The following is a 22,311-nucleotide window of genomic DNA, read 5'->3' on the forward strand; positions in this document are numbered from 1 at the left end:
GACTGACCCGATGTCCGGTCCCAATGCCAGCCTGATGGTCCCCGGCCTGCGCCGGAACATGGTGACGATCTGCGCCATGACCGCGACCATCATGCAGGCGCTGGACACCACCATCGCCAACGTCGCCCTGCCCTACATGCAGGGCACGTTGTCGGCCTCGCAGGACCAGATCAACTGGGTGCTGACCTCCTACATCGTCGCCGCTGCGATCATGACGGCGCCGGTCGGCTGGATCGCCAACCGCTTCGGCCGCAAGCGCATCTTCATCATCTGCTCGGCCGGCTTCACCATGGCCTCGGTGCTGTGCGGCCTCGCCCAGGACATCAACCAGATGGTGCTGTTCCGCCTGCTGCAAGGTGTGTTCGGCGCCGCCCTGGTGCCGCTGTCGCAATCGGTGATGCTCGACTATTACACGCTCCAGGAACGCGCCAAGGCGATGTCGATCTGGGGCATGGGCGTGATGATGGGTCCGATCATGGGTCCATCACTCGGCGCCTGGCTGACCGAGACTTATTCCTGGCACTGGGTGTTCTTCGTCAACCTGCCGTTCGGCTTCATCACCGTGCTCGGGCTGATCGTCTTCATGGACGAGACCGACAAGAATCTCAGCCTCAGATTCGACTGGTTCGGCTTCGCCGCGCTGGCGGTCGCGATCGGCTCGCTTCAGCTCGCGCTCGACCGCGGCGAGCAGCTGGGCTGGCTGGAATCCAATGAGATCCTCGCGGAGTTCATCGTTTCGGCCGTCGCCTTCTATTTCTTCCTCGCGCACTCCTTCACGACCTCAACGCCGTTCATCCGGTTCGCGCTGTTTCGGGATCGCAACTTCGTCACCGGTTGCGTGTTCATGATCGTGATGGGGCTCGTGCTGTTCTCGACCATGGCGCTGGCTTCACCCTATATGCAGAACGTGATCGGCTATCCCATCATCACCGCCGGCCTCTTGTTGGCGAGCCGCGGCTTCGGCACCTTCTTCGCGATGATGCTGGTCGGCCGCATGATGCGCTATTTCGAGGCGCGCACGCTGATCATCGCCGGCCTGACGCTGACCGCGGGCTCGCTGTTCCAGATGACCGGCTGGACCGATTTGACCCAGGTGCCGGAGATCGTCACCGTCAGCGTCATCCAGGGCTTCGGCTTCGGCCTCGTCTTCGTGCCGCTCTCGACCGTGGCGTTCCTGACGCTGTCGAACGATCTGCGCACTGACGGCACCGCGATGCTGACCCTGATGCGCAACGTCGCGAGCTCGGTCGGCATTTCCGTCGTCATCGCCCAATTGACGCAGGGGACGCGGCGGACCTATGCGATCCTGTCCGAGCACATCAACCCGTTCAACCACGCGCTCCAGATGCCCAGCGTCAGCGGCATGATCAACCTGTCCACCGACGCCGGCCGCGCCATGGCCGACAGGATGGTCAGCGTGCAGGCGCAGATCATCGCCTTCGCCTACGACTATCAGCTGGTGATGTTCTTCATCCTCTGCACCATCCCGCTCGCCTTGCTGATCGGCTCGACCAAGGCCACGCTGCGCAAGCAGGCGGCCGGACCGGAACATGCGGTGATGGAGTAGGACGCGGTCGATCACCAATCTCCACTGTCATCCCGGACAAGCGCAGCGAAGCGGAGCGCAGATCCGGGATCCATAATCACAGGGAGTAGTTTGGCGAAGACTCTGAATTACCAGTCTCGCGCCAAACTACTCCCTGTGATTGTGGGTCCCTGCGTTCGCAGGGACGACACTGAATATGCGGCGCGACCCCTACAACAACTCCTCGCAGCCCAGATCATCCACGGCCGCAAATATCCGCTCCAGATTGTTCCACCAGATCAGCGGCGGAAGGTTGATGCTCCATTGCCAGACCGGCTTGGTGATGTGCCAGAGCACCGATCGGCGATAGTCCTGGTCAAGTGCGCCGCGCGTGTAGCCGCTGACGCCGTGCGAGATCAGGGTCTCATGATAACGGTTGAGCAGCAGGCGCTCGAGCGTCTGCCTGCGCTCCGGATACCATTGCGTCGCCATCATGTAGGCGAGATCGTGGGTCGGCACGTTGATGCGCCACTGGTCGAAGTCGAAAATGCGCACGGTGTCGGCGATGTCCGCGCGCGGCAGGAGGAAATTCCAAGTATGGGCATCGCCGTGGGCAATAGAGAGATGTCGATGGGAATGATAGCGCTCAAGCAAACGATCCGACTGCTCAATGAACCTTCGATAGAGGATGCGTCGTTCTTCGCTCAGGCGGTCGCCGAGAAGATCGGCAAAACGATCATAGTGGCCAGCAAAGGTCTCCATCAACCTTGACGTATCATCGGCGCTCATCCAACTGCCGACGGTGTCGCCGAGACTTGGGTGGTCCCACCATGCCGCGTGCCAGCTCGCGAGCGTCGTGACGATCGCCAGCGCCTGTTCGCGAGACGGCGGCAGGGGCCACTGGGCCGCGACATCATGGCTATCGGTGAGATCCTCGAGCAGCAGATGCCAACTGACATTTTCCTCATCGAACTGTCCGTCAAAGCAACGCGGCACCAGCCCCGGCGGCATATTCGGTGCAAGTTTCGCATAGAAGGCCACTTCGTGCCGGCCACCATGCGCGAGCGTCTTGGCAAAATCGGCATGCGGCGTCTTCAGGATCAGTGTCTGCGGCGCGCCGCCGGATTCGCCGACATAGCGCAGGCCGAGACGCACGATATGTGACACGACGTTGTCACGCTGATGCAGCACCTTCACCTCGCGGACCGCGCCGGCGTCGAGCACGCCGCCCCTGCGCAGTGCCGCCGTCAGTCGGGCGGGCTCAACGACATCAGGCAGTTGTGGAGGTGTCATGAAATTCACGATGCCCCTGTCCCGCGCCATACTGCACGATCATGACCCCACGCACCAGCCGCCGGTCCGATGCCGCGCTCAAGCCGCCTCGGTCGAGTCGCGCACGGTCCGCACCACGACCGACCGGAGCTGTTCGAGATTGGCCGCCATGCCGGCGATCGCCTGCCTGACCTCGGCGGCGCGCTCGTTCACGGAAGCGGCGTCGCGGCTGACATTGCCGATCTTGGCCGAGACCTCCTTGGCCGCGGAAGCCGATTCGAAAATCGACCGCGTGATCTCCCGCGTCGCGGCGTCCTGCTCCTCCATCGCGGCGGCAACCGAGGTCGCCACGCCGTCGATCTCGACGATGTGGCCCCCCATGGTCTCGACGGCATCGACCGCGGCCTGCGTCGAGGCCTGAATCTCGGTGATTAGCCGCGTGATCTCCTCGGTGGATTTGGCGGTCTGGTCGGACAGGGACTTCACTTCGGCGGCGACCACGGCGAAGCCGCGGCCGGCCTCGCCCGCACGGGCGGCCTCGATCGTGGCGTTGAGCGCCAGAAGGTTGGTCTGGCCGGCGATGCCGCCGATGAGGTCGGAGACCTCGGCGATCTTCTTCACCGATCCGGCCAGTGCCTGGATGGTCGAACGCGCCTGCTCGCGGCCGGCGACAGCCGATTTTGTGACGGTGCTGGTCCGCACGACCTGGCTTGCGATCTCGCGGATCGAGGCGCTGAGCTCTTCGGCCGCGGCCGAGACGGCCTGCGAGCTGCCGAGGGCCTGGGTGGAGGCCGCCGCGACCGCCTGCGACTGTGCGGAGAGCGACTTCGCGATCTCCGACAGGCTGGACGCCGCCCGCTCGACGCCTTGCGTCGCTGCGCCGGCGGTGTCGACCGATCGGCCGGTCTCGCGCTCGACGGTCTCGGCCATCTGGTGCAGGGCGGAGCGCTTGGCGAGCGCCGCCTCCTGCTCCTGCCGCAACTGCTCCTCGCGCAGGCGGGAATTCTCGACCGCCGCCTGCTTGAACACCACAAGCGCCCCCGCCATCGAGCCGACCTCGTCCTTTCGGTCAGCGAAAGGAATGTCGGCGGCGAGATCGCCGGTCGCAAGCTTCTGCATCGTATCAGTCATGCGCACGATCGGGCGCACCACGCCGAGGGCGACGCCGAGCAGGCCCGCAGCAACGAAAGCCAGGACAGCGGCGGAGACGCCGAGGAGGATATAAAGCATCGAGCTGTCGCGGTCCGCCGCCAGCTTTTCCATGGCGGCATTCTGCTTGTTGGCGTTCTCGACGATGCTGTCGATCACGGCGCGATGCGCGGTGTAGGCGTCCTTCAGCTGCGCATAGATGCGCTCGGACGCAGCGGCGTCCTTGGCCTTGAGGGCCGGCAGGAGCTGGTCGGACGCCTTCCAGAACTTCTGCACCTCGGCGTCGGACTTGGACACCAGCGCCGTTTTCAGGTCGGCCGAGAGGCTGGAGGTGACCCAGAACGCCTTGCGCTCGTCGTAGTCCTTGCGGAGCTGGACCAGACGTTCGCCGTGGGCCGCCAGCTGGTCCGGCTCGCGCATGGCCAGCGTCGCCTCGAGATAGGCCTCGATGACATATTCCGGCGGCGGCAGAATGTCCGCGATGAGGTCGTTGCCGAGCTTGATGTCGGAGTAGAGCGGACCGCCGACCTTGAGCTCTTTCAAGGCATAGAGGCTGGTCGAAACCACGGCGGCAAAACCGATGGCGAGAACGATGCCGAACGCAATGATCGCAGAGGACAAGGACAGACGAAATTTCATGAAACAATCCGGGGCGGCGTCGAAACTGCAGCCACCCTAGACGAATACGGTAAATACGGGATTGCTTCGCGCCGAAATTGTATCGCGCGAACTCCGCATAACTACGGGAATTTGCCGTCAAGCCATCGGTATTTGAGTCAGCGAGGCTGACGCACACACGTGCGAATCGTTTCGGCCGGAGGCAACCTCGGCTTCGATGCGCCAGATGAGACGTGCGTGCCGAGGATCAAGCCTCCCCGGCACGCATTGCCTCACACGTCGAAGAACACTGTCTCGTTGTCGCCCTGGAGCCGCAGGTCGAGCCGGTAGACGGGCTTGCCGGCTTCGCGCACCGCAGTCAGCGTGGGGCGGCGCTCGGTGGGCACCAGCGCCAGCACAAGGTCGGCGGCGTTGCCGGCCTCGTCGCTGAAATAGATCCGGGTGTAGAGATGCCGCAGCATGCCGCGGCCGAACACCGCAAGGAGGATGTGCGGCGCCTGTGGCTTGCCATCGGGATCAGGCACCGTGCCCGGCTTGATGGTCTCGAACGCGTAATAGCCGTCCTTGTCGGTGCCGCAACGGGCAAAGCCGCGGAAGCTCGCATTCGGCAGCGCACGCTTGTCCTGCGGGTCGGCAAAGCGACCCTGCGCGTCCGCCTGCCAGATCTCCAGCATGCAATCTGGCACGGCAACGCCGTCACCGTCGAACACACGCCCCTCGATGCGGATGCGCTCGCCGGTGACGTCTGGCGTGAGTGTCGAGTTGGTGAACGCGTCGTTCCAGGCGTATTCGCCGTTCGGCGTCAGGCCGTATTTGAAGAACGGGCCGACCGTCTGCGATGGGGTGATCCCGTCGGGCGTCACAGAATCCTGCACTTAGTGATTCTCCATGGGGGTGGCGTTCTTGCCGCGCAGCACGACGTCAAAGCGGTAGCACAGCGCCCATTCGGGCTGGGTGTTCTCGAGATCGAACGAGGAGACCATCCGCGCCCGCGCCTTCTCGTCCGGCACCGAGTTGAAGATCGGATCGAACGGGAACAGCGGATCGTTCGGAAAATACATCTGCGTCACGAGGCGCGTGACGAAGGAATGGCCGAACACCGACAGATGGATATGCGCGGGACGCCAGGCATTGTGGTGATTGCCCCAGGGATAGGCGCCCGGCTTGATGCTGACGAAGCGGTAGTAGCCGGCAGCATCGCTCACGGTGCGGCCGGCCCCCGTGAAATTCGGATCGAGCGGCGCCGGATGCTGGTCGCGGACATGGACGTAACGGCCGCACGAATTGGCCTGCCAGATCTCGACCAGCGAGTTCGGCACGCCGCGACCGTCCTCGTCGCGCACATGGCCGTGCACGATGATGCGCTCGCCGATCGGCTCGCCCTTGTGCTGGGTGGTGAGGTCGTTGTCGCCTTTGCGGACGGTCTCGTGGCCGTAGACCGGGCCTGTCAGCTCCGACAACGTATGGCGCATCGGAATCAAGGGCTTGTTCGGCGCACGCTTGATCGAGCTCTTGTAGTCGGGCGACAGCGGCAGCGGATGCGCCTTGTTGCTGTCAGTGGGATAGATGAATGTCATGGACGAACTCCTCCCCGGCCATTGTGGTCCGGCCGGACAACGCTTCCGCCAATCATTATAGGATATAACTAATTGGGGGAAGCGGGTTTGAGCCCTATTTGATCGGCGGACGCGGCAGTACGGCTTCCCCGACTTCGAGCCGGTAGACATGGTCGAGCGAATACCAGGGCGTCGCAACCTCGCGTTCGGTCGGATGTGGCGCGTCATGGCGTAGGAACTTGCCGATCAGCGCCTGCGTCACGCCGAATTGCACGTCGCTGTCGATATGGGGATCGTTGGGATCGTAGACCTGCGAGATCAGGACCTTGAAGCCCGGCTTGAGGATCAGGGCATGCAGATGCGCGGGGCGATAGGGATGGCGGCTCTGCGCCTCCAGCAGGCGGCCGACCACGCCGCCCGTCGGAATGGGATAGCCGACCATCATCACCGAACGGAAGGAGAAGCGCCCGTCCTGGTCGGTCGTGAACTTGCCACGCAGGTTCATGTCGGCCTGATCGGGGTCCTGGTTCTCGTAGAGGCCGACCGGGGAGGCGTGCCAGACATCGACCTCGGCGCCAGCGATCGGACGACCGTCCTTGTCCACGACGCGGCCGTTCACGAATAGCGGCGCACCCGGGGTCTCGGAGCGGACGATCGATCCGCCATTCTCGACCCGCGGCGAGTTCAACCGCCAGAACGGCCCGAGCAGCGACTGATCGGTTTCGGTATTTCCCTGGTCGCCATTGTTGAGCAGGCACACCAGCGGGGAGACGCCGAGCGAGCCCGCCATCAGGACCACTTCGTTGTGCGTGTCGGTGGTCAGCTTGCCGAGCTCGGCGATGACAGCGGTGGCATCGCGAAACTCCTTCTCGGTCAGGCGGACGTCGCGCACGAAGCCGTGCAAATGCTTGACCAGGGAGATCATGATCTGGCGCATGCGCGGATCGGAAGTCCGCTCCATCACCGCCAGTGCCGCGGCCGTGACGTCCTGCTCGCGCTCGATGATCATGGGACGGTCCTTGAAGCGACCCGCGTAACGCCAACACTGTCATTCCGGGATGGTCCGAAGGACCAGGCCCGGAATCTCGAGATCCCGGGTTCAGCCCTTTCGGGCTGCCCCGGGATGACGGTCCACTGCGTGGACCGTCAGTTCAGCTTCTCGATCGCGACCGCGACGCCCTGGCCGACGCCGACGCACATGGTGGCGAGCGCGAGCTTGCCGCCGCGCTTCTCCATGCCGTGGACGGCGGTGAGCGCGAGGCGTGCGCCGCTCATGCCGAGGGGATGGCCGAGCGCGATGGCGCCGCCATGCGGATTGACGAAATCCGCATCGTCAGCGACGCCGAGCTGGCGCATGCAGGCGATGCCTTGCGAGGCGAAGGCCTCGTTGAGCTCGATCAGGTCGAAATCGCTGATCTTCTTGCCGAGCCGCTCCATCAGCTTGCGGGTCGCGGGCACGGGACCGATGCCCATGATGCGCGGCGGCACGCCGGCCGAGGCGAGGCCGAGGATGCGCGCACGGGGCGTCAGGCCGTGCTTCTTCACCGCGGCTTCGGATGCCAGGATCATGGCCGCGGCGCCGTCATTGACGCCGGAGGCGTTGCCGGCGGTGACCGTGCCGGGATTGCGCACGATCGGCTTCAGTTTTGCCAAACCTTCCAGCGTGGTCTCGGGACGCGGATGCTCGTCCTTGTCGACGGTTACAGGACCCGCCTTGCCGCCGGGAATGGTGATCGGAATGATTTCTTCCGCAAAATAGCCGGCCGCGATCGCCTTGCCTGCGCGCTGCTGCGAGCGGATGGCGAAGGCGTCCTGGTCGGCACGTGAGACCTGGAATTCCTCGGCGACGTTCTCGCCGGTCTCCGGCATGGCATCGACGCCGTACTGCGCCTTCAGCAGCGGATTGATGAAGCGCCAGCCGATGGTGGTGTCGAAGATTTCGGCCGAACGCGAGAAGGCTTCCTGCGCCTTGCCCATCACGAAGGGCGCGCGGGTCATGGATTCGACGCCGCCGGCAATGGCAAGCTCGATCTCGCCGGAGCGGATGGCGCGGCCGGCCGCACCGACCGCATCCAGGCCGGAGGCGCAGAGCCGGTTGAGCGTCTGGCCGGGAACCGAGTCCGGCAGACCTGCGAGCAGGAGCGCCATGCGGGCGACGTTGCGGTTGTCCTCGCCGGCCTGGTTGGCACAGCCGAAGAAGACTTCGTCCACCTGCGCCCAGTCGAGATTGGGGTGTTTTGCCATCAGCGCCTTGATCGGGGCCGCCGCAAGATCGTCGGCGCGCACCTTGGCGAGCGAGCCGCCGAAACGGCCGATCGGGGTCCGCACGGCATCGCAGATAAAGACGTCACGCATCGCTGTTCTCCCTGAATGCCGCGGTTCGGCCAGAATTTCTTCAATGACGGCGGAGTTTTAGGAGGGCGCCCGCAGCAGGTCAATTGACGGTTTCGCGGGTGGCGCATTCGACCGATGACCATGAAACTCAGTCGTCATTCCGGGGCGCGACGAAGTCGCGAGCTATGGTGCGCAATTGCGCACCTGAGAATCCATAACCGCGAGCCGGGGTTATGGATTCCGGGCCTGCGCCTGACGGCGCATCCCGGAATGACGACCGGAATGTGGCGCCCATATCCCGCCATGCGGACAGCGTGGAAAACCCGCCCTTCCAAGCCAAACCAATAGGACGCTCAGGCGAAATTTTGTAGGTTGCGCCGCCCATGACAGTACAACAGCCGATACCCGTGCCGCCCCCCGACGAAGTGCCCGCCTCGCCGGCGGAAGCCATCGCGCGCGTGACGCCGATGATGGAACAGTACCTGGAGATCAAGGCGGCGCATCAGGGCCTGCTGCTGTTCTACCGGATGGGCGATTTCTACGAATTGTTCTTCGAGGACGCCGAGATCGCCTCCAGGACGCTCGGCATCGTCTTGACCAAGCGCGGCAAGCATCAAGGCGCCGACATCCCGATGTGCGGCGTGCCGGTCGAGCGCTCCGAGGATTATCTGCACCGCCTGATCTCGGCCGGCCACCGCGTCGCGGTGTGCGAGCAGACCGAGGATCCCGCGGCCGCGAAGGCGCGCGGCAACAAGAGTGTGGTCCGCCGCGGCGTGGTGCGGCTGGTCACGCCGGGCACGCTGACCGAAGACACGCTGCTCGATGCCCGCGCCAACAATTATCTGCTCGCGATCGCGCGCGCCCGCTCCTCTGCCGGCGGCGACCGCTTCGGCCTCGCCTGGATCGACATCTCGACCGCCGAGTTCACCGTGATGGAATGCTCGGGCGGCGAGCTCGCCGCAACGCTGGCGCGCATCAACCCGAACGAGGCCATCGTCACCGACGCGCTCTATAACGACAACGAGCTCGGACAGACCTTGCGCGAGCTGCCGGCCGTGACACCGCTGACCCGCGACGTCTTCGACGGCGCCACCGCCGAGAGGCGCCTCTGCGACTACTTTGCCGTCGCGACCATGGACGGGCTGGCGCAGCTCACACGGCTGGAGGCTACCGCAGCAGCAGCAGCCGTCACCTATGTCGACCGCACCCAGGTCGGCAAGCATCCGCCGCTGTCGCCGCCAGCGCGCGAAGCCTCGGGCGCAACGATGGCGATCGACCCGGCCACGCGGGCCAATCTGGAACTGACGCGAACGCTCGCCGGCGAACGCCGCGGCTCGCTGCTCGATGCGATCGACTGCACGGTGACCTCGGCGGGCTCGCGCCTGCTTGCCCAGCGTCTGGCCGCGCCGCTGACGGACGCTCCCGCGATCGCGCGCCGGCTCGATGCGGTGAGCACCTTCTTCGCCGATTCAGCTGCGCGCGAAGACATCCGCAGCATCCTGCGCGGCGCGCCCGACATGTCGCGCGCGCTGGCGCGTCTGTCGGTCGGCCGCGGCGGCCCGCGCGACCTCGCAGGTCTGCGCGACGGCATCATCGCCGCCGACCAGGTGCTGGCCCGGCTTGGTGAACTCGAGCAGCCGCCGCAGGAGATCGCGGTGGTGATGGCGGCGCTGCAAAGGCCGTCGCGCGAGCTCGCATCCGAATTCGCCAGCGCGCTCGACGAGCAGCTGCCGCTGATCAAGCGCGACGGCGGCTTCGTTCGACAGGGCTATGAGCCCGCGCTCGACGAAGCCCGAAACCTGCGCGATGCCTCGCGTCTCGTCGTCGCCTCGATGCAGGCGCGCTACGCCGACACGACGTCCGTGAAAGGCCTGAAGATCCGGCACAACAACGTGCTCGGCTATTTCGTCGAGGTCACCGCGCAGCACGGCGACAAGCTGATGTCGGCGCCGCTGAACGCCACCTTCATCCATCGCCAGACGCTGGCGGGCCAAGTGCGCTTCACCACTTCGGAACTCGGCGAGATCGAAGCCAAGATCGCCAATGCCGGCGACCGCGCCCTCGGGCTCGAGCTCGAGATCTTCGAGCGGCTGTCAGCCAAGGCCATGGCGATCAGCGACGATCTACGCGCCGCCGCCCACGCCTTCGCCTTGCTCGACGTCGCGACCTCGCTGGCAAAACTCGCGGTCGACGACAATTATGTGCGACCGGATGTGGACGACTCGCTCGGCTTTGCGATCGAGGCCGGCCGCCATCCCGTGGTGGAGCAGGCCCTGAAGCGCAATGGCGAGCCGTTCATCGCCAATGCCTGCGACCTCTCACCAAGCCCGGCGCAAAAGTCCGGCCAGCTCTGGCTGCTCACCGGCCCCAACATGGCCGGTAAATCGACCTTCCTGCGCCAGAACGCGCTGATCGCCCTTCTTGCCCAGATCGGCAGCTTCGTGCCGGCCACGCGGGCGCGGATCGGCATCATCGACCGCCTGTTCTCCCGCGTCGGCGCCGCCGACGATCTCGCCCGCGGCCGCTCCACCTTCATGGTGGAGATGGTCGAGACCGCGGCGATCCTGAACCAGGCCGGCGAGCGCTCGCTCGTGATCCTGGATGAGATCGGTCGCGGCACCGCGACCTTCGACGGTCTCTCGATCGCCTGGGCCGCGATCGAGCATCTGCACGAAAGCAATCGCTGCCGCACGCTGTTCGCCACGCATTATCACGAACTGACCGCGCTCTCGGCCAAGCTGCCGCGGATGTTCAACGCCACGGTGCGGGTGAAGGAGTGGCAGGGCAATGTCGTATTCCTGCACGAGGTGCTGCCGGGCTCGGCCGACCGCTCCTACGGCATCCAGGTGGCCAAGCTCGCCGGCCTGCCGCCGGCCGTGATCACGCGCGCGAAGTCGGTGCTCTCCAAGCTGGAGGCGCAGGACCGCGGCCAGACCGCGCGCGCGCTGGTGGACGACCTGCCTCTATTCGCCGTGCCCTCGCGCGCGGCCGCCGAAGCCGCTCCGCCGAGCGAGGCGGAGCTCTTGATGGAAGCCGTGAAGGCGCTGCATCCGGACGAGATGTCGCCACGCGAGGCGCTGGATGCGTTGTATGCGTTGAAGGCCAAGCTGCCGAAGCAGTGACGGTGCCGTAGGGTGGGTTAGCCGAAGGCGTAACCCACCACGTCCGTCACCGCAGAAACTAAAGAGGTGGGTTACGCTGCGCTAACCCACCCTACGCTTCCGTGCGCTGAGCGCTACGCCCGCGCCGCGATCGCCGCGGCTTCCGCGGCGGCGCGCTGCATGCTGGTCGACATCTCGTTCGTCACCGTGCTCTGCTCCTCGACGGCAGCGGCGGTCGATGTCACGTATTCGCTGACATTGTTGATCGCCTGCTTGATCGAGCCGAGCGCGCTGACCACGTCGCCGGAGATGCCGTTGAGGCTGCCGATCTCCTGGCCGATCTTGTCGGTGGCCTGCTTGGCCTGATTGGCGAGGCTCTTCACTTCGGAGGCGACCACCGCAAAGCCGCGGCCGGCTTCGCCGGCCCGGGCCGATTCGATCGTGGCGTTCAGCGCCAAGAGGTTGATCTGGCCGGTGATGCTGTTGATCATCTCGACGATGCCGCTCATCGATTGCGCCGCCTCGGTGAGACGCTGGGCCTGAGCGTCGGCGGAGGCGACCTGCTCCACCGCGCTCATCGCGGTCTCGCGGGACTTGGTCATCGCCTCGGAGATCTCCCGCACCGACGCGTTCAGTTCCTCCGAACCGGCGGCGACGGATTCCATCATGCCGCGCACGCGCTCGTTGCCCATGCGGACCAGCACCTGCCGCGTGGTGTCGGTGGCATATTTCACGACCTTGAACGGCTTGCCGTTGAGGTCGAGGATCGGGTTGTAGGAGGCCTGGATGTAGACCTCCTTGCCGCCCTTGCCGATGCGCTTGTATTCGGCCGCCTGGTACTGACCGCGGTTGAGCGCGGCCCAGAACTCGCGATAGGCGGCGCCGTCGCGCTCCGTGGGCTCGACGAACATGCTGTGGTGCTTGCCCTTGATCTCGGCCATCGAGTAGCCGAGCGCGCCGAGGAAGTTGGCGTTGGCGGCGATGATCGTGCCGTCCATGTTGAATTCGATCACGGCCTGGGCCTTGTCGATCGCCGATATCTGACCGGCAAGATCGGCGTTCTTCAGCTTCTCCGCAGTCACGTCGGTCGCGAATTTGACGACACCGTACGGCTTGCCGGTCTCGTCGAGCAGCGGATTGTAGGAAGCGAGAATCCAGACCTCGCGGCCACCCTTGCCGATACGCTTGAACTCCCCGGCCTGGTAGTCGCCGCGGTTGAGTGCGGCCCAGAACTCGCGATAGGCCGTGCCGTTGCGGTCGGCCTCGGCCACGAACAGGCTATGATGCTTGCCCTCGATCTCGGCCAACGAATAGCCGAGCGTCTTGCAGAAATTCTCGTTGGCGGTGACGATGGTGCCGTCGAGCTTAAATTCGATGACGGCCTGGGCACGGCTGATGGCCGCGATCTTCGACGCATCCGTCATGCTCCGCATCTTCTTCGCGGTGATGTCGGTCGCGATCTTGGCGACCATCACCGTCTTACCATTGCCGTCGAGCACCGGATTGTAGGCTGCTTCGATCCAGACTTCGCGGCCGCCCTTCGCGATCCGCTTGAACTCGCGGGCCTGACACTCGCCACGGTTCAACGCAGCCCAGAACGCCTTGTACTCGGCGCTGTCGCGCTGGTCGGACGGCAAGAACATGGAATGATGCTTGCCCTGGATCTCGTCAAGCCGATAGCCGAGGGCGTCGAGAAAGTTCTTGTTGGCCGTGAGAATCGTGCCATCCAGATTGAATTCGATCATGGCCTGGGAGCGGCCGATCGCATCGAGCCGTGCTTGTGCGTCAATCTGGGACTTGCGACCGAACATCAAAGAATCTCCATCTCGAAATTACGTAGACAGCTCGTAGGGGAAGTGACCGTCGCGGCGAAACAGCCGTACTCAAATAACAATTCCCGCGAGTCCCTGCACTCGGATGCAGCTCGGACGAGTTCGCGCCGATGACAGCGGAGCGGGTATGCAGGATCATTCCTACGGTAAAAGCTCGAACAAAGTTCTAATAGAAGTATCGGAAAGCGGCGGGAGCGGGAATGACCGCTACCCACGTCGCGATCAGTCCCGACCGGCGGCACCATTTGAAATGACGCATCTCATTCAATAGCTTGTGAAGATGTCGCGTTGCCCTCGAGCACGAGATCGACATGCCGGACACGACTTTCCGCGACACGGCGTCGCGCGTGTCCGTAGTCTCACGGCCCTTGCCGCGCGTTGTGCATCGCGCGTCGGCCGATTCCCCACAGCGTCAGATTCCAGGCGATGCAGGTGCCGAGCGCGAGACACAGACCGACGGCCGAGCCGAAAGACACCACTGCAACGTGCAGGACGGCGATTGCGGTGCCGAATCCGAGCAGGCCCCAGGCGGAGTTGGCGAGCACGGCCGCAGTTGGCGGGCCGCCGATGCGCGGATGCAGGATCACCATGATGCTGGAGAACACCACGGGATACAGCGCGATGATGCCGCTGATGCGGGGGCCCACCCAGCCCGAGGTCGAGACCACGATGGCGACCAGGGTCGCGACCAGTGCAGCCCGCATCGGCACGTCGTACCAGCGCCGCGTAACCAGCGGCATCTTCACATGGCGATAGCCCGCCAGCAGCGGAATGCAGATGCCGAAGGCGATCAGATTGGCGGCGAGCCCGGCGGTGAGCGACCAGTCGAACTGGCGGATGATCGAGGCAAGCACGATCCAGACGGCAACCGCACTTCCACAACTCGCCGCAAGACCATGCCGCTGCGCCAGCACGACATAAATGAGGCACATGAAGATCGTCGCAGCATTGATCGGAAGGCTCGCCAGCGAGCCCTGCGCGATGAAGGCGGCATCGTGGTCGAGCGCGAGGAAGACGTAGGAGGGACCGGCCGAGATCGGCAGGGTCGCGACCAGCGCACCGATCACCGGACCCGCGCGCTCGGTGATGATCGAGGCCGTCACGACGAACGCCGCCGCGATCGCCATGCGCAGGAGAAGAAAGAGGAGGAAGTAGAGATCGGGGGACATTCTGTCTGTCATTTCGGGGCGCGCGAAGCGCAAGCCCGGAATCCATAGCCACAGGCCGTACTGGTTTGAGAGCTGGAGCAACGACCGTGCGAAATCACGACGGCCTGGGGTTATGGGTTCCCGCCTCCGCGGGAACGACACCATCCGTGGAGTAGCGGCTTTCGCCCCTCACATCCGCTGCATCGACACCGAAACCTTCGGGCCGTTCTTGATGGTCTGGTAGACCACGCAATAGCGCTCGGTCAGCTTGAGCAGGAGATCTAGCTTGTCCTGCGGCGCCGATGTGTCGACCTCGAAGCGCAGACGGATCTCGGCGAAGCCGACCGGGGTCTCCTTGTCGACGCCGAGCGTGCCGCGGAAATCGAGATCACCCTCGGCATAGACGTTGCCGGTCTTGAGCGGCACCTCGATCGCAGTCGCGACCGACTTCAACGTGACCCCGGCACAGGCGACGAGCGCCTCAAGCAACATGTCCCCGGAGCAAAGCTCGAGGCCGGAACCGCCGGTCGCCGGATGCAGGCCCGCAAGCGCGATGGCGCGGCCGGTCTCGACCTTGCAGGCGATGCCTTCGCTGTCGGTGGAGCCCTTGGCCTTCAGCGTGATCAGCGCGGTCTTGGGATCGGTCTTGTAGCGCTCCTTGATCGGAGCCTGCATCTGGCGCAGCTCTGCAGCGTCCATTTTCGTTCTCTCCCGGAAAATTGCCCCTCGATGTACCGGTTCAGAGCGAAATTGTCACCACCACATGGCCTGACCGGGACCCTGGGTTGCGTCACGGTCGGGCACATTGCGGTCGAGCGAACGGTCGAGTGACGTCAGCACACTTCGCTTGAAATTCTCGAACAGCGGCGAATTGCGGTCGCGTGGGCGGCCGAGATTGATCTCGATCTGGTCGAACAACCGGCCCGGCCGCGGCCGCATCACCAACACGCGGTCGGCCAGCACCACGGCCTCGTCGACGTCGTGTGTGACGAGGATGAGCGTCGGCCGCGTGTCCGCCCAGAGGTCGAGCAGATGATCCTGGAGATCCCTGCGGGTGAAGGCGTCGAGCGCGGAGAACGGCTCGTCAAGCAGCAGCACCTCCGGCTGCGGCACCAGCGCCCGCGCGATCGCAACCCGCTGCGCCTGCCCACCGGAGAGCTCGCGCGGCCAGGCCTGCGCCTTGTCGGCGAGACCAACGCGTTCGAGCGCGCGCGCCACCTTCTCGCGGCGCTCGGCCGCGGGCAGATCGGCGAGTCCAAAACCGATATTGTCGGCGACGCTGAGCCAGGGCAGCAGCCGCGGCTCCTGGAAGATGATGCCGATCTTGGCATGCGGCGAGACGATCGCCTCATTGTCGAGCGTCACCGTGCCCGAGCTGGCGCGGTCGAGCCCGGCGACGGCGCGCAGCAGCGTGGACTTGCCACAGCCGGAGCCGCCGATGATGGCGATGATCTCGCCTTGCCTGATGTCGGCGGAGAAGCGCGAAAGCGCCTGCACGCCATTGGGATAGGTCTTGCTGACCCGGTCGAGCGCCAGCATTGCCTCAAGCTCCCTTCGCGCGCCCGAAGGCATCCTGCCAGCGCAGAAAGGGCGCAGCCGCGACCTCGATCAACCAGTCCGTGAGCTTGCCGAGGATGGCGAAGATCACGATGGCGGCCAGGATCTGCGCGGGCTTGCCGAGCTGCTGGCCGTCGAGCAGGAGATAGCCGAGCCCTTCGGAGGCACCAATCAGCTCGGCCGCGACCACGAACATCCAGCCGAGGCCGAGACCGACGCGCAGGGAAACCACATAGGCCGGCAGCACCGCCGGCAGCAGGATGCGGCGGATCATGGCGAAGCCCGAGAGGCGAAAGGTCCGGCCGACCTCCACGATCTTGCGATCCACCGAGAGGATCGCGCCCATCACGCCGAGATAGACCGGAAAGAACACCCCGACCGCGATCAGCGCAACCTTCGAGGTCTCGAAGATACCGAGCCAGAGGATGAACAGCGGCACCCAGGCGAGCGACGGAATCGCGCGCAGCGCCTGCACGGTCGGATCGAGCAGCCGGCGCGCCAGCGACCAGTAGCCGGAGACGGCCCCCAGCAACGTGCCTGCGATCACACCGAAGGCGAAGCCGAGCCCGACGCGCCACAGCGTTGCGGTGATGTGGCGGACCAGCTCGCCGGAGCGGGCGAGCTCGGCGAGGGTGGCAAAAACGCGCGAAGGCGGCGGCACCAGCCGTCCGTTCGACCAGCCGAGCCACACCACGAGCTCCCAGCCGAGCGCAAGCGCGACCGGCAGCAGCAGCCCCAGCACCGGCCGTGCATAACGCGCGGCGCGCGAGGGCGCAGCAGCGCTCTCGGCCGGTTCCGAAGTCTGTTGCAAGGCTGGCGCGTCGGAGATCATGGCCGGTAGGAAGCGCGTCTTGTGTGGGATTGCAAGGGCGCGCGGCAATCTCGATTGTCGCCCCGGACAAGCGAAGCGCAGATCCGGGGTCCATAACCACAGGAAGGCATGGTTACGGGGACTCGGAGTGGCCGCCTGCGCGCGGCAGCCACGCCCCGTGGTTATGGGTCCCGGGCTCGCTTCGCGCCCCGGGACGACGGCGGGGTGTGGTGCGCGCTTGCCTCTTCCCTGCCGATCAGTTCGTCGGCAGCGGGACCTGGTCGTCGATCAGGGCGTCGAGCGTCGCCTTCACGTCGACCTTTGCATCGACGACGCCCGCCTGCTGCAAAGCGAGGCCGGCGGCGAGGATCGACTCGCGCTGGGCTGCGCCGATGCGGCTGTGGGTGAGCTCGGTGCGCTCCTTGAGCTGCTTGTCGACGACGGCCTCGGGGAGTTTTGTGACCGCGATGAAGGCCTTCTTCAGCTCGTCGTAATTGGCCAGCGAATATTTGCGCGCCTCCTCATACACCGCGAGGACGCGGCGGGCAGCGTCAGGATGGTCCTTCAAAAACTGCTCGCGCACATTGAGGATGCCCCAAGTGTTGGCGTCGGCCTTGCGGTAGAACAGCTTTGCGCCCTCCTCGACCTCGGCCTGCGCCATCATCGGATCGAGGCCGGCCCAGGCATCGACGTCGCCGCGGATCAGTGCGGTCTTGCCGTCGGCATGCTGGAGCAGCACCGGGGTGATGTCCTTTTCGGTGAGGCCCGCCCCTAACAGCGCGCGCACCAGGAAGATGTGCGGATCGGTGCCGCGCGTCACCGCGACGCGCTTGCCCTTGAGGTCTGCGACGCCGGCAATCTTGGAATCCTTTGATGTCACCAGCGCCGTCCACTCAGGGCGCGAATAGACATAGATCGACTTGATCGGGTTGCCGTTGATGCGGGCGACCAGCGCCGCCGAACCCGCGGTCGAGCCGAAATCGATCGAGCCGGCATTGAGGAATTCGAGCGCCTTGTTGGAGCCGGCGGACTGCACCCAGGTGACGGTGATGCCGTCCTTGGCGAACTCCTTCTCCAGGAACCCCTTCTGCTTCAGAACCATCGACACCGGATTGTAAGTCGCCCAGTCGATGCGGATTTCCTTGAGCGGATCGGCCGCCTTGGCCGCGGGGGTCATTGCGAGCGCAACCGCTCCCGCCAACAGAATGCGTCGTGTAATTCCGGTCATGCCCAGACTCCTCCAAAACTTCATTTTTTTCAATGAGTTATATCTAGAGGTCAACGAGAAAATCCGCCCCTTGAAAGCGCGCCGGCCGAGAACAGATTTGCCCAAAGCCGGAGCTTTCCAGCATGGAACGACTATTGCCAGAGAATGGCGGGTGACAGCGCCTGTCACCTCTTATATCCGGTGAGACATGGACAGCGTCGCGACTGAGCACAAGGCCGAGGTGGACGATCGTTTCGACACTGCGCGGATCACCGCCGCGGTCGATGCGCTTGCCGAAAAGCACCAGGGGCGCGAGGACGCATTCCGCACGGCCATGGCGCAATTGCTCAAGGCCGAGCTGATCGCGGCACGCGCCGCGGCACAGGAAATCCTCCTGAAGGACCGCCACGGGAGGCGCTGCGCCGAGCGGCTGTGTCACGTGCAGGACGAGATCATCCGCATCCTGTATTCGGCGGCGACCCGCCATCTCTACCGCTCGCCGATCCCGAGCGGCGCCGAGCGCATGGCGGTGGTCGCGACCGGCGGCTACGGCCGGGGCCTGATGGCGCCCGAATCCGACATCGATCTGTTGTTCATCCTGCCCTACAAGCAGACCGCCTGGGGCGAGCAGGTCGCCGAAGCCATTCTCTATTGCCTCTGGGACATGGGGCTGAAGGTCGGCCACGCCACGCGATCGGTGGACGAGTCGATCCGGCAGGCGCGCGGCGACATGACCATCCGCACCGCGATCCTGGAAACGCGCTTCCTCACCGGCGACAAGCCGCTCTATGAGGAGCTGGTCGAGCGCTTCGACAAGGAAGTCGTGCAGGGCACCGCGTCCGAATTCGTCACCGCCAAGCTCGCCGAGCGCGAGGAGCGCCATCGCCGCGGCGGTCAGTCGCGCTACCTGGTCGAGCCCAACGTCAAGGACGGCAAGGGCGCACTTCGCGACCTGCACACGCTGTTCTGGATCGCCAAATACGTCTACCGCGTCCGCGACACCGGCGAGCTGGTCGAGCGCGGCGTGTTCGATGCGCAGGAATACCGCAGCTTCCGCCGCTGCGCCGATTTCCTCTGGTCGGTGCGTTGCAATCTGCACTTCTACTCCGGCCGCGCCGAAGAGCGTCTCTCCTTCGACCTCCAGCGCGAGATCGCGGTGCGGCTCGGCTACACCTCGCATCCCGGCATGCAGGATGTCGAGCGCTTCATGAAGCACTACTTCCTGGTCGCCAAGGAAGTCGGCAACCTCACCGCCATCCTCTGCGCCAAGCTCGAGGACCAGCAGGCCAAGCCCGCGCCGGTCTTGAGCCGGATGATGGCGCGGCTGCGGCCGACCGCGGCGAAGCGGCGCGTCCCCGACAGCGACGACTTCATCGTCGACAACAACCGTATCAACGTCGCCGCGCCCGACGTGTTCAAGCACGATCCGGTCAATCTGATCCGGATCTTCCGTCTCGCGCAGAAGAACAACCTCGCCTTCCATCCGGATGCGATGCGCGACGTGACGCGGTCGCTCGGCCTGATCAACGCGCAGATGCGCGAGAATCCCGAGGCCAACCGGCTGTTCATGGAGATCCTGACCTCCGACAACGCCGAGATCGTGCTGCGGCGGATGAACGAGACCGGCGTGCTCGGCCAGTTCATCCGTGCCTTCGGCAAGATCGTCTCGATGATGCAGTTCAACATGTATCATCACTACACCGTCGACGAGCACCTGATCCGCTGCATCGGCTTCCTCCAGGACATCGAGCGCGGTGGCATCGAGGAGTTCACCCTCGCCAGCGACCTGATGCGCAAATCCCGGCCCGAGCACCGGTCGGTGATCTACATCGCAACACTGCTGCACGATGTCGCCAAGGGCCGGCCGGAGGACCACTCGATCGCCGGCGCCAAGGTAGCGCGGCGGCTGTGTCCGCGGCTAGGGTTCAGCCCGGCCGACACCGAGCTCATCGCCTGGCTGATCGAGGAGCATCTGACGATGTCCACAGTCGCGCAGTCGCGCGACCTCTCCGACCGCAAGACCATCGAGAATTTCGCCGCCGTGGTGCAGTCGGTCGAGCAGATGAAGCTGCTGACGATCCTGACCACCGCCGACATCCGCGGCGTCGGTCCCGGCGTGTGGAACGGCTGGAAGGCGCAGCTCTTGCGTTCACTGTATTACGAGACCGAGCCGGTGCTGACCGGCGGCTTCTCGGAAGTCGACCGAGGCAAGCGCCTCACCGCCGCCTACGCCGAATTCCGAAATGCCTTCGCCGAATGGCCGGCGGAGGAACTCGATGCCTATATCGGCCGGCACTACCCGGCATACTGGCTCAAGGTCGAGCTGGCGCGCAAAATTCGCCATGCCCGCTTCGTCCGCTCCAGCGAACAGGCCGGCCATAAGCTCGCGATCAATGTCGGCTTCGACGAGGTGCGCGGCGTCACCGAGCTGACGATCTTCGCGGCCGACCATCCCTGGCTGCTGTCGATCATCGCCGGCGCCTGCGCTTCGGCCGGCGCCAACATCGTCGACGCCCAGATCTACACCACGACCGACGGCCGCGCGCTCGATACCATCTCGATCTCACGGGAATACGACCGCGACGAGGACGAGGGACGGCGCGCCACCCGCATCGGCGAGATGATCGAGGACGTGCTGGAAGGCAAGCTGCGGCTGCCCGAAGTGGTGGCGCGGCGCACGGTGCGCAGCAAGGCGCGCCCCTTCGTGATCGAGCCGGAAGTCACCATCAACAACCAATGGTCCGACCGCTACACCGTGATCGAGGTGTCCGGCCTCGACCGGCCCGGCCTGCTCTACGAGCTGACCACCGCGATCTCGAAGCTCAACCTCAACATCGCCTCAGCCCATGTCGCGACCTTCGGCGAGCGCGCCCGCGACGTGTTCTACGTCACCGACCTCCTGGGCGCGCAGATCAGCGCGCCGACCCGGCAGGCCGCGATCAAGAGCGCGCTGACCCATGTGATGGCCGGCGACAAGGCGGTCCAGCCGGCGGCGTGAAGAGCGTTCGCGCACCTCCGTTCTCTTGTCATTCCGGGGCGCCGCGCAGCGGCGAGCCCGGAATCCATCGAGCCACCGGTGACGCGGAGAAATGGATTCCGGGCTCGCGCTTCGCGCGCCCCGGAATGACAGGTGACTAAACCTCCACCCCTTCATGCCGCAGCAGCCAGCGCTTGCGCGCGAGCCCGCCGCCATATTTCACCAGCGAACCATCCGCGCCGATCAAGCGGTGGCAGGGCAGCACCACACTGATCGGATTGGAGCCGTTGGCATGACCGACGGCACGAATGGCTTTTGGCAAATCAATCTTTGCGGCGAGTGCGCCGTAGCTCATCGTGGTGCCGGCGGGGATGTGAGTCAGCGCGTTCCAGACCTTCTGCTGGAACGGCGTGCCGGCGATACGCCATGCGATGGCCGAGAGCTGACTGAGATCGCGTTCGAAGTAACCGGACAGCGCCGTCCGCATGGATGCAGGCGCAGGCCGATCACTGAGATCGACTGCACCGTAGTGCAAGCGTAAGAGCTCGCGCATGCGATGCTCATAGTCTTCCCAGTCCAGTGCGCGTAGCGCACCCTCGGCATCGGTGACGAGCAAGGCAATCCCGATCGGCGTCGTCAGGCGATCGAGGCCGAAGCTTGCAGACGGTTTGGTTGATCGCCCGGGCATGGTGGCACCATTGCATCGAAACATGCATCGCGTTTGACATGCCGGCCGTGCTATCGTCCACCCGAAAGCTGACGCTGGGGGAGCTCAACTTGATCCTGATCGCCAATGTCCTGGTGGCGCTGGTCGCCACACTGCACGTCTTCTTCCTGATCCTGGAGATGTTCCTCTGGGACAAGCCGCAGGGCTTGAAGGTGTTTCGCAACACGCCGGAGAAGGCCGAGATCACGAAGGTGCTGGCCGCCAATCAGGGCCTCTATAACGGCTTCCTCGCCGCCGGCCTGATCTGGGGTCTCGTCCACGGCAACCCGGCCTTCGCATTCCAGATCAAGGCGTTCTTCCTGCTTTGCGTGATCGTGGCCGGCGCCTATGGCGCTGCGACCGTCAGCACCCGCATCCTGATGGTGCAGGCCCTTCCGGCGGCGGTCGCGCTGGTTGCGTTGTTCCTGGCCTGAGACGCCTGACCCGGGACTCCCTGGCCTGAGACGCTACGGCGCAGCGCTGCGATCCTTGCGCGGCGGCGAAGCTTCCTCCACAAT

The 22,311-nt window shown here is 65.1% G+C and carries 17 protein-coding genes; 4 read left to right on the forward strand and 13 right to left on the reverse strand.

What is annotated here, in order from left to right:
- Window positions 1–10 precede the first annotated feature (10 nt).
- On the forward strand, window positions 11–1,567 hold the full coding sequence (locus XI04_RS23380; protein ID WP_271610293.1) for an MDR family MFS transporter: 1,557 nt from the start codon (window positions 11–13) through the stop codon (window positions 1,565–1,567).
- A gap of 189 nt (window positions 1,568–1,756) precedes the next feature.
- On the opposite strand, the gene XI04_RS23385 is transcribed toward XI04_RS23380, so the two are convergent.
- From XI04_RS23385 to pcaF, 6 genes are all read right to left on the reverse strand, one after another.
- Window positions 1,757–2,848, reverse strand: a complete 1,092-nt coding sequence (locus XI04_RS23385) for a phosphotransferase (protein ID WP_271623772.1) — start codon at window positions 2,846–2,848, stop codon at window positions 1,757–1,759.
- Between the two features lie 48 nt (window positions 2,849–2,896).
- Window positions 2,897–4,585, reverse strand: coding sequence for a methyl-accepting chemotaxis protein (locus XI04_RS23390; protein WP_271610292.1), 1,689 nt, complete (start codon window positions 4,583–4,585; stop codon window positions 2,897–2,899).
- 251 nt (window positions 4,586–4,836) lie between these two features.
- The gene (pcaG, locus tag XI04_RS23395; RefSeq protein ID WP_028139623.1) at window positions 4,837–5,439 is read right to left on the reverse strand and encodes a protocatechuate 3,4-dioxygenase subunit alpha; all 603 of its coding nucleotides are present in this window, start codon (window positions 5,437–5,439) and stop codon (window positions 4,837–4,839) included.
- Entirely contained in the window at window positions 5,440–6,141 is a 702-nt protein-coding gene (gene pcaH / locus XI04_RS23400; protein ID WP_028139622.1) for a protocatechuate 3,4-dioxygenase subunit beta, read from the reverse strand.
- 94 nt (window positions 6,142–6,235) lie between these two features.
- Window positions 6,236–7,129, reverse strand: coding sequence for a dioxygenase family protein (locus XI04_RS23405; protein WP_028139621.1), 894 nt, complete (start codon window positions 7,127–7,129; stop codon window positions 6,236–6,238).
- Window positions 7,130–7,266: 137 nt separating this feature from the next.
- The gene (gene pcaF / locus XI04_RS23410) at window positions 7,267–8,475 is read right to left on the reverse strand and encodes a 3-oxoadipyl-CoA thiolase (RefSeq protein ID WP_028139620.1); all 1,209 of its coding nucleotides are present in this window, start codon (window positions 8,473–8,475) and stop codon (window positions 7,267–7,269) included.
- A 362-nt stretch (window positions 8,476–8,837) separates the two neighbouring features.
- On the opposite strand from pcaF, the gene mutS reads away from it, so the two are divergent.
- On the forward strand, window positions 8,838–11,576 hold the full coding sequence (gene mutS, locus XI04_RS23415; protein WP_271610291.1) for a DNA mismatch repair protein MutS: 2,739 nt from the start codon (window positions 8,838–8,840) through the stop codon (window positions 11,574–11,576).
- A 113-nt stretch (window positions 11,577–11,689) separates the two neighbouring features.
- Here the strand turns inward: mutS and XI04_RS23420 are convergent, their stop codons facing one another.
- From XI04_RS23420 to XI04_RS23445, 6 genes are all read right to left on the reverse strand, one after another.
- Window positions 11,690–13,366 carry a methyl-accepting chemotaxis protein gene (locus XI04_RS23420; RefSeq protein ID WP_271610290.1) on the reverse strand — a complete coding sequence of 559 codons (1,677 nt, stop codon included), beginning with the start codon at window positions 13,364–13,366 and terminating at the stop codon, window positions 11,690–11,692.
- Window positions 13,367–13,746: 380 nt separating this feature from the next.
- On the reverse strand, window positions 13,747–14,556 hold the full coding sequence (locus tag XI04_RS23425) for a hypothetical protein (RefSeq protein WP_271610289.1): 810 nt from the start codon (window positions 14,554–14,556) through the stop codon (window positions 13,747–13,749).
- Window positions 14,557–14,724: 168 nt separating this feature from the next.
- On the reverse strand, window positions 14,725–15,234 hold the full coding sequence (locus XI04_RS23430; protein ID WP_028139616.1) for an OsmC family protein: 510 nt from the start codon (window positions 15,232–15,234) through the stop codon (window positions 14,725–14,727).
- A 54-nt stretch (window positions 15,235–15,288) separates the two neighbouring features.
- Window positions 15,289–16,074: an ABC transporter ATP-binding protein gene (locus XI04_RS23435; protein WP_271610288.1), complete on the reverse strand. Its 786-nt coding sequence runs from the start codon at window positions 16,072–16,074 to the stop codon at window positions 15,289–15,291.
- A 4-nt stretch (window positions 16,075–16,078) separates the two neighbouring features.
- On the reverse strand, window positions 16,079–16,924 hold the full coding sequence (locus tag XI04_RS23440; protein WP_028139614.1) for an ABC transporter permease: 846 nt from the start codon (window positions 16,922–16,924) through the stop codon (window positions 16,079–16,081).
- Window positions 16,925–17,159: 235 nt separating this feature from the next.
- The gene (locus XI04_RS23445) at window positions 17,160–18,131 is read right to left on the reverse strand and encodes an aliphatic sulfonate ABC transporter substrate-binding protein (RefSeq protein WP_271610287.1); all 972 of its coding nucleotides are present in this window, start codon (window positions 18,129–18,131) and stop codon (window positions 17,160–17,162) included.
- Between the two features lie 187 nt (window positions 18,132–18,318).
- Between XI04_RS23445 and XI04_RS23450 the strand changes: the two genes are divergently transcribed.
- Window positions 18,319–21,108, forward strand: coding sequence for a [protein-PII] uridylyltransferase (locus XI04_RS23450; RefSeq protein ID WP_028139612.1), 2,790 nt, complete (start codon window positions 18,319–18,321; stop codon window positions 21,106–21,108).
- Window positions 21,109–21,244: 136 nt separating this feature from the next.
- Here the strand turns inward: XI04_RS23450 and XI04_RS23455 are convergent, their stop codons facing one another.
- Window positions 21,245–21,775 (reverse strand): methylated-DNA--[protein]-cysteine S-methyltransferase, encoded by a 531-nt coding sequence (locus XI04_RS23455; protein WP_271610286.1) that lies wholly within the window; start codon window positions 21,773–21,775, stop codon window positions 21,245–21,247.
- A gap of 38 nt (window positions 21,776–21,813) precedes the next feature.
- Here XI04_RS23455 and XI04_RS23460 point away from each other — a divergent pair, with 38 nt between their 5' ends.
- On the forward strand, window positions 21,814–22,227 hold the full coding sequence (locus tag XI04_RS23460; protein WP_271610285.1) for a DUF1304 domain-containing protein: 414 nt from the start codon (window positions 21,814–21,816) through the stop codon (window positions 22,225–22,227).
- Window positions 22,228–22,311 lie beyond the last annotated feature (84 nt).

Origin of the sequence: Bradyrhizobium sp. CCBAU 11430 (assembly GCF_028128855.1) — a bacterium.
Classification (GTDB): domain Bacteria; phylum Pseudomonadota; class Alphaproteobacteria; order Rhizobiales; family Xanthobacteraceae; genus Bradyrhizobium; species Bradyrhizobium ottawaense.